At 70.0% G+C, this 12,792-nt stretch carries 6 protein-coding genes; all 6 read left to right on the forward strand.

What is annotated here, in order from left to right:
- Positions 1-104 precede the first annotated feature (104 nt).
- The 6 genes from D7044_RS28045 to D7044_RS28070 all read left to right on the forward strand — a co-directional run bounded on the left by D7044_RS28045 (position 105) and on the right by D7044_RS28070 (position 12,788).
- Complete coding sequence (locus D7044_RS28045; RefSeq protein WP_233565147.1) at positions 105-2,066, forward strand: ABC transporter ATP-binding protein; 1,962 nt, start codon at positions 105-107, stop codon at positions 2,064-2,066.
- A 626-nt stretch (positions 2,067-2,692) separates the two neighbouring features.
- A complete protein-coding gene (locus D7044_RS28050; protein ID WP_120680756.1) occupies positions 2,693-3,991 on the forward strand; it encodes an ABC transporter substrate-binding protein in 1,299 nt (432 codons plus the stop codon).
- Between the two features lie 152 nt (positions 3,992-4,143).
- Positions 4,144-5,022 carry a carbohydrate ABC transporter permease gene (locus D7044_RS28055; protein ID WP_233565148.1) on the forward strand — a complete coding sequence of 293 codons (879 nt, stop codon included), beginning with the start codon at positions 4,144-4,146 and terminating at the stop codon, positions 5,020-5,022.
- Positions 5,023-5,027: 5 nt separating this feature from the next.
- Positions 5,028-5,942: a carbohydrate ABC transporter permease gene (locus D7044_RS28060; RefSeq protein WP_233563310.1), complete on the forward strand. Its 915-nt coding sequence runs from the start codon at positions 5,028-5,030 to the stop codon at positions 5,940-5,942.
- A gap of 2 nt (positions 5,943-5,944) precedes the next feature.
- Positions 5,945-7,879 (forward strand): glycoside hydrolase family 127 protein, encoded by a 1,935-nt coding sequence (locus D7044_RS28065; RefSeq protein ID WP_120690688.1) that lies wholly within the window; start codon positions 5,945-5,947, stop codon positions 7,877-7,879.
- Positions 7,880-8,054: 175 nt separating this feature from the next.
- On the forward strand, positions 8,055-12,788 hold the full coding sequence (locus tag D7044_RS28070) for a discoidin domain-containing protein (RefSeq protein WP_233565149.1): 4,734 nt from the start codon (positions 8,055-8,057) through the stop codon (positions 12,786-12,788).
- The last annotated feature ends 4 nt before the right edge of the window (positions 12,789-12,792 follow it).

Genomic DNA, 12,792 nt, shown 5'->3' on the forward strand with positions numbered 1-12,792 from the left:
CGGCCTCCGCCCCGATCGCCACGGCCCGTGCGATCGGTGGCGCCTCGTGTCCGAAACCGCCCTACCGCAACGTCGAGCGCCACCCGCCGATCGAGGAGGCTGCCGTGGAGACCGTGACCCGCCCGCCCGACTCCCCCGTCCAGGAGGAGAGCCCCGACCCCGACACCGAGCCGGTCCTGCCGGAGCTGCAGGACCCCGACTGGATGCACCACGCCCGTCAGGTCGCCCAGACGGGATTCTGGGCGGTGGCCCGTCGGCTGCCCCGCATCGTCCGGGAGGCCATCGGCGTGGCCTGGGCGACCAACCGGTTCGACACGGTCGCCTCGCTGGGCCTCAACATCGCCGCCGGCGTCATGACCACCTTCGGGCTGTTGGCCACCACCAGCGTGCTCACCAAGCTCTTCGCCGCCGGCCCCACCCCGGACCGGGTCCGCGCCGCCCTGCCGGCGCTGCTCCTCGCCGCGGCGGCCATCTCGGCCCGCGGTGGACTGACCATCGCCGCCGGTTGGGCGCAGGCCCGGCTGATCCCGCAGATCAACTACCGGGTCGAGCTGCGCATGTTCGAGGCCACCACCGCCGTCGACCTCGCCGCGTTCGACGACGCCGGCTTCGCCGAGGAGATGGACCGGGCCCGCAATCGCGGCCTGCGCGAGGCCGCCGCGATCGTCGACGGCACCGTCAACCTGGTCACCGGAGTCGTCGGCGTGCTCGCCACCGCCGCCGCGGTCACCGTCATCCAGCCGATCCTGCTGCCCTGCCTGCTCCTCGCGGCCGTGCCGCAGGCGATCACCGCGGTGCGGATGGCCCGCCGCCAGTACCTGAACCTGCTGGGCCGCATCACGCGCCGCCGTCGCATGTGGATGCTGGCCAACCTCATGGCCAACCGGCGCTCCGCCGTCGAGGTCCGGACGTACCAGATGCGCGCGTACCTCCTCGACGAGTACCGGCGGATGATGCGGGCCGAGACCCGCGCCGACTTCGACCTGGTCCGCGCGCAGACCATCACCCGGATCTTCGGCGCCTCCATCGCCGGGCTGGCCACCTTCGCCGTCTACGCCGTGCTCGGTAGCCTGCTCCTGGCCGGCTGGGTCGCCCTCGCCGCCGCCGCGACCGCGTTGCTGGCGTTGCAGGCCGCGCACGCCAGCCTCAGCATGGCCGTCTTCGCCACCAACTCGCTCTACGAGGACGCCCTCTACTACCAGGACTACCTGGACTTCATCGACCGGGCCCGGCTGCGCACCTCGCCCGCGGGTGGCAAGTCGACCACCGGCTTCGACACCATCGAGCTCGACGGGGTCAGCCTGAGCTATCCGGGCACGGAGACCCCCGCGGTCGACGAGGTCAGTCTGAGCCTGCACCGTGGTCAGGTCGTCGCGCTCGTGGGCGAGAACGGGTCCGGTAAGACCACCCTCGCCAAACTCGTCGCCGGTCTGTATCGGCCGACCTCCGGCGTCATCCGCTGGGACGGCACCGACACCGCCGAACTCGACAGGGACGGCCTCGCCGCACACGTCGCCGTCATGAGCCAGGACTGGTGGAGGTTCCCGTTCACCGCGCGACAGAACGTCCTCGTCGGCCGCTACGACCGGGCACCGCACTCGTCGGGGCCGAGCGTGGAGGACGCCGCGCGGGCCACCGCCGCGCACGAGATGATCATCGACCTCCCCTACGGGTACGAAACCCTCCTCGACCGCGAGTTCAAGGACGGCCAGGAACTCTCCGGCGGCCAGTGGCAACGGCTCGTCGCCGCTCGCAGCATCTACCGGCACGCCCAACTCCTGGTCTGTGACGAGCCCTCCGCCGCCCTCGACGCGCGCGCCGAGCACGCCATGTTCCAGAACCTGCGCCGCCATCCCGACCGGCTGGTCATCCTCATCACCCACCGGCTCGCCAATGTCCGGCACGCCGACCAGATCTTCGTCATGCGTGACGGGCGGCTGATCCAGCAGGGCGACCACGACCAGCTGATGGCCGAGGACGGCCTCTACCGTGAACTCTTCGACCTGCAGGCCGCCGGCTACCTGGCCGGGCCCTCGTCGCAGGCGCCGGCCGGGCCGGCTTCCTGAAGCCGGGACGGTGAGCGGTGCCGACCGCCGAACACGGCCTGGGCGCCGATCGACACCGGTATCAAGGAAGTCGGGGTGTCCGGCTAGGCGAGACACCCCGACTTCCTTGAAGACGTGCGACTCCGACTCGGCTCGGCGGGCCCACCCGGGCCGAGATGTCTGCCGCCGAAAGGCTTTCGCAAAGATTTCAGGCGCACGGGCGGCGCGCAATCTACCGCTTGGGCGCGGGCGTAGTGCCCAGACTCGACATTGGGCGGATGGCGGGGCCCGCCGAAAGCTGCTCTTGTTTTACCCGTTGGACACCTTGCCGAAATCGTTTTCGTGCGACACGCTAGCGGCGGACAGTGATACCCATCACCTCGGGCGCGGCGGTAACGATCGATGCGCGAGCCGCGCCGGATCCGGCGGGAGGCGGGTGCGAGATGGCGAGGTACGAGCATCACGCGCTGGGGTCGTGCGGTCAGGGGTCGCCCGCCCCTCATCGCCGCAGCAGCGCACACCGCCGCTCCGCGCGCCGGTGTGATCCCGCCTCGCCGTACCCGACCTGCACGAACGGATCGAGCTTCCACACTCGCGGGAACCGCGCTGCGGCTCCCTCTGATCGATAGACCCCGAGGAGAGGAATCATGAGGAAGGCCCTGGGCAGGCGCACCGCCCTGCGTTCCATGGCAGCAGTCCTGGTGGCGACGCTGACTCTCGGCGCCGCCGCGTGCAGCGACGACGAACCGGGCGGCTCGACCGCCGCCGAGGCGGGACCCGAAGGCGTCGACGACGGCAGCGAGCTCACCATGTGGACCCGCGCGCCGCTGGAGAAGCAGGCGAAGCTCCTCGTCGAGGCGTACAACGCCAGCCATCAGAACAAGGTCAACCTGACGGTCGTACCCAACGACGACTACGTCGCGAAGGTCGGCGCCGCAGCCGGTGCCGACGGCCTGCCGGACCTCTTCGCCGCCGACATCGTCTACGTGCCGAACTGGGTCAACCAGGGGCTGTTCCAGGACATCAGCGCGAACATCAACGGTCTCGGTTTCAAGGACTCCATCAACAAGGGGCACCTGTCGGCCGGCACGGTCGACGGCAAGGCGCACGTCCTGCCGTTCGTCCTGGACCTGTCGATGCTGTTCTGGAACAAGCAGCTCTTCAAGGAGGCCGGGCTGGATCCGGAGAAGGCGCCCGCCACGCTCCAGGAGTACGCCACCGCCGCGAAGGCGGTGCAGGGCCTCAAGAAGGAGGGGGTCTACGGGACGGCGGCCGGGCTCAACTGCGGTGGCTGTCTCGTCTTCACCTGGTTCCCCTCCATCTGGGCCAGCGGCGGCGAGGTGCTGAGCGAGGACGGCCGGGAGGCCAAGCTCGCCGACGACACCGCGCAGCAGGTCTACCGCACCTGGAACGACCTGTGGAAGTCCGGTGCCGTGCTGCCCGCCTCCGAGGGGGAGACCGGTCCGACGTGGACCGCCGCGTTCACCGAGGGGAAGATCGGCCTGATGCTCTACCCGGCCACGCTGCTCTCCTCGACTCCGTTCGACGTCGGCGTGGCCGGCATCCCGGGCCCGAACGGCGGCGCCTCCACCTTCGTCGGCGGCGATGGGATCGGCGTCTCGAAGGACTCGAAGAAGGCGGCGCAGGCCTGGAACTTCCTGAACTGGATGATGTCCGAGCAGGCGCAGGTCGAGGTGCTGGCGAAGAACAAGGACGTGGTGTCCCGCTCGGACCTCGCGAGCAACAAGTACGCCGCCGAGGACCCGCGACTGGTCACCATCAACGAGGTGGCCGGCAAGGGTGACACCCCCGTCGCGCTCAACTTCCAGCAGGCGTTCAACGCGCCGAGCAGCCCGTGGCTGACCCTCATCCGCAATCAGGTGCTCACCGGCGGCGGCGACCTGCAGAAGGACAACGGCGAGATCACCGCCGTTCTCCAGCAGTAGCCGACCGTCGTCGCGGGCGTGCGCCGGCAGGTACGGCACACGCCCGCGACGCCGATGCCACCCGGGTAGTCGCCCGCCCCGTCCCACCTCACGCAAGAAACGGAAGGTCCCCGATGACAGTCACCGCGCCGTCTCGCCCGCCCAGTGCGGCGATGCGGGGCCCCGCCCGACGCCGTGGCCGTCGAGGTCTGCTCGGCTGGCTCTACGCGACACCGACAGCGGTCTTCGTCGGGGCTCTCTTCGTCGTGCCGCTGCTGCTGGTCGTCAAGATGTCGCTGTCGAGATGGCCGCTGCTCACCGGCGACCAGGGGATGAACGCTCCGGACAACTTCACCAAGGCCGTCGACCACCGCTTCTTCACCGACTCGGTGGTGTTCACCGTGAAGTACACGGTGCTCGCCACCGTGCTGCTGCTGGCGCTCGGGCTGGGGCTGGCGCTGCTCGTGCAGGAGTCGAGCCGGTGGAACAGCCTGCTCCGCGCGTCCTTCCTGATCCCCAGCGCGCTCGGCCTGGCGTCCGCGTCGCTGCTGTTCTACGTGCTCTACTCGCCGTACGCGAGCCCGCTGGCACCGGTGATGGAGAGCCTGGGCTTCACCTTCCTCGGTTCGCCGACCGCGGCGCTGCTCTCCACGACCTTCCTCATCGTGTGGCGCTACGCCGGCTTCTACATGGTGCTCATGCTCGTCGGCCTGCAGGGCATTCCGGCGGACGTCTACGAGGCCGCCCGCTCGGACGGCGCGAGCCGGTGGCAGACCTTCACGAAGATCACGCTGCCGTTGCTGCGCCCGACGCTGGCGCTGACCACCGTGCTCTGCGTGACCGGCTCCCTGCTGGCGTTCGAGCAGTTCTACATCCTCACCAAGGGCGGCCCGGACAACAGCACGATCACCGTCGTGCAGCTCATCTACATGGTGGCGTTCCAAGGGCAGAACGATCTCGGGGTGGCGGCGGCGCTCTCGGTGATCGTGCTGCTGGCCCTGATCGTCATGAACGCCCTGCAACTGCGCGCGTTCCGGTCCGAGGAGAGGTGACGCGGATGGTCGCCGATTTCCGTTCCCGCCCGACCACCGTCGACGAACCGGCCTCGCCCGGCACACCGCCGGCTGCTCCGGCCAGGTCGACCGGGGTCACCATCGCCGGGATCGCGCTGCGCACGCCGTACTGGGTGTTCACCGGGGCGGTTGGGCTGATCTTCCTGGCGCCGCTGGTCTGGACGGCGGTGGCGTCGGTCGCGCCGCAGGCCGGCACGAACCAGGTGGACGGCTGGGGGCTGGGCAACTACGAGACGCTGGCGAACTACCAGGCCGGCATCTGGCGTTACCTCGCCAACTCGGCGTTCGTCTCCCTGCTGACGGTCGCCCTGACCCTGCTGGTGTCCCTGCTCGGCGGGTACGCGTTCGCCCGGTTCCGATTCCCCGGCCGGAACATCCTCTTCCTGCTCACGCTCGCCATCCTCATGGTCCCCTACGCGACGCTGCTGATCCCGCTCTACGTCCTGCTCAACGAGGTCGGGTTGCAGAACTCGCTCGTCGGCGTGGCCCTCGTGCTCACCATGTTCCAGCTGCCGTTCGCCACCTTCCTGATGCGCATCTCCTTCGAGGCGGTGCCCCGCGAGCTGGACGAGGCAGCGCTGGTCGACGGCTGCTCGTCCTTCGGCGCGCTCTGGCGGGTGCTGTTGCCCGCCGTGAAGCCGGGCCTGATCACCGTGGGGCTCTTCGCGTTCCTCGCCGCGTGGAACGACTTCATGGCGCCGCTGATCCTCATCAACGACTCCGAGCGGATGACCCTTCCGCTCGCGGTCTCGAACCTGCGCGGTCAGGTCCAGGGTGTCGTCGACTACGGGGCGACCGAAGCGGGCGTGGTCGTCCTCGCCCTCCCGTGCATCGTGCTGTTCCTGCTGCTCCAACGACACTACGTGCGCGGCTTCATGTCCGGCGCGCTGAAGGGATGACCATGAGCGGCACCGCACCCACGGCCGCGCCCGTGCTGCCGGTCCGCGGCCGGCTCCGGCCGCTCGGGCTGGACGCCGTCCGGGTGACCGGTGGCTTCTGGGCCGGGCGTCAGTCGGTCAACGCCACCGCGACCCTCGCGCACATCGAGCACTGGCTGGAGCGGGCGGGTTGGCTCCGGAACTTCGACCTCGCCGTGCGGGGTGACCTCGCGGGCGGTCGCCGTGGCCGCGAGTTCGCCGACTCGGAGATCTACAAGTTCCTCGAGGCGATGGCGTGGGAGATCGGCCGGAGCGCGGACGCCGAACTCGAGGCGAGGTTCCGAGCCGTCGTCCGGCGGGTGGCGGCGGCGCAGGCGCCCGACGGTTACCTCAACACGAACTTCGGCCGGCCGGGGCAGGCGCCGCGCTGGTCCGACCTCGAATGGGGCCACGAGCTCTACTGCGTCGGTCATCTGCTCCAGGCCGCGGTCGCCCGCGCGCGGACGCGTCCCGGCGCGGACGACGGGCTGTTGGAGGTCGCCCGCCGGGCCGCCGACAACGTGTGCGAGACGTTCGGGCCGGACGGCATCGACGGCGTCTGCGGCCATCCGGTGATCGAGGCGGCGCTGGTGGAGCTCGCCCGGACCACCGGGGAGGACCGCTACCTGGCCCAGGCCGCGCTCTTCGTCGACAGGCGTGGTCACGGCCGGCTCAGCGACGTGGAGTTCGGTCGGGAGTACTTCCAGGACGAGCTTCCCGTGCGGCAGGCGACGGTGCTGCGGGGGCACGCGGTCCGGGCGAACTATCTCGCCGCGGGCGCGGTCGACGTCGCCGTCGAGCTGAAGGACGCCAGCCTGCTGGAGGCCGTGCGGAACCAGTGGACCAACGCGGTGGCGTGCCGGACGTACGTCACCGGTGGCCAGGGCTCCCGCCACCAGGACGAGGCCTTCGGTGGGGACTGGGTGCTGCCGCCCGACCGCGCCTACTCGGAGACCTGCGCGGGGGTCGGTTCGGTGATGCTGGCGTGGCGGCTGCTGCTCGCCGACGGCGATCCCCGGTACGCCGACCTCATCGAGCGGACGCTGTTCAACGTGGTGTCGACGTCACCGGCGGCGGACGGGCGCAGCTTCTTCTACACCAACACGCTGCACCGTCGCGAGCTCGGTACCCTTCCCGACCCCGATCGGCCCAGCCTCCGCGCGGCCTCCTCGCTGCGGGCGCCCTGGTTCGAGGTCTCCTGCTGCCCGACCAACGTCGCCCGGACGCTGGCCAGCCTGTCGGCGTACGTCGCCACCTGCGACGACGAGGGCCTCCAGCTGCACCAGTACCTGCCGGCCACCGTGGCGCACCGGCTCGGCGACGGGCGGGACGTGAGCGTGAGCATCGCGACCGGTTACCCGTACGACGGGGAGGTCCGGGTGCGGATCGACGGTGACGACGAGCGCCCCTGGTCGCTGGCGTTGCGGGTGCCCGATTGGGCGGCCCAGGGGGCGACGTTGACCGTCGACGGCGACAGCCGGCCGGTGGGGCCGGGGCTGGTCACCGAGCACCGGCGGTGGCGGCGCGGCGACGAGGTCGTCCTCTCCCTGCCGGTGGCGCCCCGGTTCACCTACCCCGACGCGCGGATCGACGCGGTCCGCGGCTGTGTCGCGGTGGAGCGGGGGCCGCTGGTGCTCGCGCTGGAGTCGGTGGACGTACCGGCCGCCGAGAGCGTCGACGAGCTTCGGGTCGACGTCGACCAGCCGCCCCGCCTGGTGGACGGGAGGGTGACGGTCCGCTGCCGCCGCGTGCACCCGGAGCACCACGAGTGGCCCTACCTCGCCGAGGGCGGCGGGTCGACGCCCGTCGTGGGCGAGGAGTTCGACGGGGTGGCCCTGGTGGAGTACCACGCGTGGGCGAACCGGGGGCCCTCGACGATGCGCGTCTGGCTCCCCGTCCTCACCGACCAGGCCGGCTGACCGGCGCGCCTGACACCGACGCCCGACCGGCCCGACCACGCCCGATTTTGTTAACGCTAACACCAACGTCCACCTCCTCCCGCCACGACAACGCCAGACCGCGCGAGACCGACCACCGAGGTGCAGCACGGCCTCACCAGCAGTCCAGCCGCACCGACGACAAGGAGGAAGGAACATGAGCCGTAGACGCGTGAGGAGGGTGCCCCTCTGGGTCGCCCTGGCCGCGCTCGTGATGGGAGGAACGGTTGGCGTGGGCTCCCCGGCCCACGCCGACGGCCCGGTCCTACCCGGCAACGAGGGTGACGTCGGGGTCTACACCGACGGGCAGAGCCACGTCATGGAGATCGGTGACCCGGTCTACAGCAACGTCGGTGACGTCGCCGAGCAGCTCAAGCCCGGCGTTCCCTTCACCGCCGGCAACATGCACCAGTCCATCTTCGACAAGGACCTCGCCGCCGGCGGCACCGACTACTACCTCGACCGGGTCCTGGGCGTCCAGGGAACGGTCGGCTCGGCCGTGCTGATGACCCGGGGCCGCTCGCTGTACATGCGCGGCGCGAGCAACAACAACTTCACCGTCATGGGCTTCGCCGGCAGCGCGTTCGTCGGCGGCCCCAACAACCTCGGCAACCTCTACACCGTCACGGTGCCGGGTCAGACCGTCACCGAGGTGAACGCGAACCGGTTCAACGCGCCCAGCCACGCGAAGAGCCGGTACACCGTCGGCACGAGCGGGGTCACCGCCGACCTGACCAAGTTCATCACCTACGACAACGTCGCCGTCACCGCCATCACCTTCAACAACCCCGGCGAAGGCCCGGCCACGTTCACCGTCCGCGCCGCCTCACCGCTGGCCACCCAGGCGGGTGCCGGCCCGGCCGAGCTGACCGGTACGCGCACCATCACCAGCGGCTCGAACAACGGCCTCGTCGACACGCCGTGGAACTCGATCAAGGTCGACCTCACCGGCGCCGGCTTCAGCCGGACTGGAACCAACCTCGACCGTGAGATCACCGTGCCCGCCGGTGGTTCGGTGGCGCTCTCGGTGGTCGGCGCCGTCTCCTCGGCCACGCTGCCCGCCACCGTCGAGAGCTACCAGGAGTACGCCGGACTGTCACCGGCCGACGCGGTGCGCACCGGTGTCACCGAGTTCAACCGCCGCTGGGCGCAGGACGTCCCCTACATCGACGTCCCGGATCCCGCCCTGGAGAAGGCCATCGTCTACCGGTGGTGGGGGGAGCGGTACAACACCCTCGACGCGAACGCCTCCGGTCACGTCTACCAGTACCCCACGACGATCGAGGGGGTGAACCTCTACCAGAACGCCGTCGCGCTGACCCAGCCGATGCACCTGCAGGACACCAAGTGGCTGCGCACGCCCTACCTGCCGTACGGCCAGGTGCTCAACATCGGCGAGCTCTCCGGCTCGTCGGCCTTCCTGGACAGCCCGGGGCACACCAGCTGGAACAACCACTACTCGCAGTACCTCGGCACGGCCGGACTCGAGGCGTACAACGTGCACGGCGGTGGCAAGGAGATCGCCCGGAAGTTCGCCGGCTACTTCGAGGGCGACGGCGTCGGCCAGCTCGAACACTACGACGGCAACGACGACAAGCTCATCGCCTACGACACCAACTACATGCCCGGCAACGACGCCGACGCGATCACCTTCGGCTTCCCGAAGGCCAACGCGGGCGCGCCGGGCGCGCGGACCATCGAACGCCCCGAGTCGGCGTACGTGTGGGGCGCGTTCGACGCCGCCCGGCAGCTCTACCAGATCGCCGGGGCCGACCAGGCCAAGGTCGACCAGATGGCGACCGGGGCGAACGAGATCCGCGACGCGATCCTGGACCGGTTGTGGAGCCCGGACATGCGGATGTTCCTCGCCGGCACCTCCCACGGCGCGAGCAGCGCGGCGAGCGCGAACGGACGGCCGAACCCGCTGCCCGCCTCGGCTCGCGACCTCATCCCGGCTCGGGAGTCGAACCTCTACGACGTCTACGCCGAGAACCTCATCCCGTTCGACCAGTGGCAGACCTACGTCGACGGGTTCCGCTTCCTGACCTACGGCGACAACTTCCCGATCTTCCCGTTCTACACCGCCAACCAGTACGACCGGACGGCCTACGGGATCGGCGGCTCCAACAACTTCTCCAACATCAACTTCACGGTGCAGTACCGCGGTGTCCGGTCGGCGCTGCGCCACTACGACCCGGAGCAGAAGTACGTCAACCCCGCCTACGCCAAGCGGCTGCTCGACTGGATGGCGTGGAGCATCTACCCGAACGCGGACCTGCGCGCCCCGAACCAGGCGGAGTACTACTCCAACTGGAACGCGACCGCGAAGACCTACAACCGCAACAACCCGAACCACGTGATGCTCGGCAACATGAACTACATCTTCGTCGAGGACATGGCGGGCATCCAGCCACGCTCCGATGACAAGATCGAACTTTGGCCGATCCAGTTCGGCTACGACCACTTCATGGTCAATAACCTGCGTTACCACGGGCAGGACGTCACCGTCGTCTGGGACCCCGACGGCAGCGAGTACGGCCTGGGCGCCGGCTACAGCCTCTTCCTGAACGGCGAGAAGAAGGTCAGCACCGACAAGCTCGGCAAGCTCACCTACGACCCGAACACCAACCAGGTGCAGGCCGAGGAGGGTGTGACCGTCACCTTCACCGCCGACGACGGCACCGAGTTCCCGAGCGCGGTGAACACGCCGATCTCCGACGACCGGGTCGTCTCGTACCTCAAGACGGCCGGCGTCGACCTCACCGAGGACGCGCCGAACCTGGCGGCGGGCGCCGAGCTCAGCTCGTCGTACACCCAGCAGGGCGTACGGCCGACGCCGTGGCGGCAGTTCCACACCCCCGGCTGGAGCAGCACCTCGATGAACTACACGCCCGGCGCGATCAAGGAGACCGAGCGGCCGGTGTCGCTGAACGCGGTCAACGACGGTGTCACCGCCAACGAGCCGTACTGGGGCAACTACGGCACGACGGAACGCAACGGCTACGTCGAACTCGACCTGGGCTCGGCGAAGTCCTTCGACAACGTCAAGGTGTACTTCGTCAGCGACCGGCAGGCCGGCGGCTACCGCGAGCCCGCGCGCTGGTGGATCCAGGTGCCCGACGGCGACGGCGGCTGGAAGGAGGTGCCGAACCAGTTCAAGAACCCGACGGTTCCCTCGGCGAAGTTCAACGAGGCGCTCTTCCACAGCGTGACGTCGGACAAGCTGCGCATCGCGTTCACGAACAGCCCCACCCTCTTCACCGCCGTCTCGGAGATCCAGGTCTTCGACTCCGGCCGCGACGTACCGGACGTCTCCAACCAGGCGCCCGTCGTCACCGCCGCGCGGGACGGCTCGGCGGACGGCAACCTCTCCACCCGGCTGGTCGGTACGGCGACCGACGACGGCATCCCCTACGACAGCGAACTCACCTTCGGCTGGGAGACCGTCTCGGCCCCGCAGGGCGCGGGCGTCATCTTCGCCGACGCGAAGGCCCTCGCCACCCGGGTGACGGGCACCGTACCGGGCGACTACGTGTTCCGGTTCCACGCCAACGACGGTGCGAAGCGGTCGGAGGCGACAGTCGCGGTGACCCTCGCCGAGCGGGAGGTCGTCGCCGAGTTCGGCCGGTCGGCGACGATCACCACGAGCGGCACCGCGTCGTGGGAGAACCACCAGCGGGTCAACGAGACCAGCACCCCGAACAGCTCGAACCCGGGCGCCGGGAACGGCTGGGGTAACTGGGGTCAGCCGCAGAACGGCACCAGCCCCGAGCGGGCGGCGTGGATCCAGTACCGGTGGGAGGCGCCGGTGCGGCTCTCGTCGACCGACGTCTACTGGTACGACGACAACGGCGGCACCCGCCGGCCCAACGGCACGACGTACGCCGTCGAGAGCTCCGCGGACGGCACCACCTGGACGCCGGTCACGCTGACCAACGGATCGGCGTACGCCGACGCGCTGGCCACCAACAGGTACAACCGTCTGGAGTTCGAGCCGATCACCACCAGCTACCTGCGCATCCGCATCTCCGGCGTGATGGGCGAGGGGGCCGGCACGGGCGTGCTGCGCTGGCGCGCCAACGGCGAGACCGTCGACTCGGTGCGCTCGCCGGTGCTCATCCGCACCACCGTGGGGCAGGTGCCGACCCTGCCGGCCACGCTCGACGCGGTCTACGCCAGCGGAGCGCGCGGTGACGTCGCGTTCAACTGGCAGCCGATCACGCCCGAGATGGTCGCGGAGACCAACGTCGAACCGTTCGTGGTGTACGGCACGAACGACGCGTACGGGCTGATCGCCGAGGCCCGCGTCTACGTGCGGCCGGAGACCGCGCCGCGCGGCATCTCGATCCAGGGGGCCGAGACGTTCGAACAGGCCGTCGAGGTGGGGGAGCTGCCCTACCTGCCGGACAAGGTGGAGGTCTCCTACAACGACGGATCGCGGGACAACCAGGCCATCGGCGTCGACTGGAACTTCGACGAGAGCATCGTCGACACGCCCGGTCGCTACACCATCATCGGTGACCTGATCCTGCCCGAGTACGTCAGCGAGGCCGGCACGACCCGCACCACGCTGACCCTCACCGTGGGCGACCCGGCGCCGGCGTGGGACGTCGAGGTGCAGGCCCGCACCCAGTGCACCGGCGGCAAGGTCTACGTGCTGGTGACCGCGCGCAACGCCGACGACGTGCCGCTCACCATCGAGCTGGTGACGCCGTACGGGTCGCGCACGGTCTCCGACGTCGCTCCCGGCAAGTCCGCGTACCAGGCGTTCACCAGCCGGGCCGTGGCGGTGCCGGCCGGGACCGCGACGGTCAAGGTCACCGGGACCGTCGACGGCGCGCCTGTCACTGAGCAGGTCGAGGCGCCATTCGGCGCGCTCAGCTGCGACTAGCCCT

This window comes from Micromonospora musae, assembly GCF_003626635.1.
GTDB lineage: Bacteria > Actinomycetota > Actinomycetes > Mycobacteriales > Micromonosporaceae > Micromonospora > Micromonospora musae.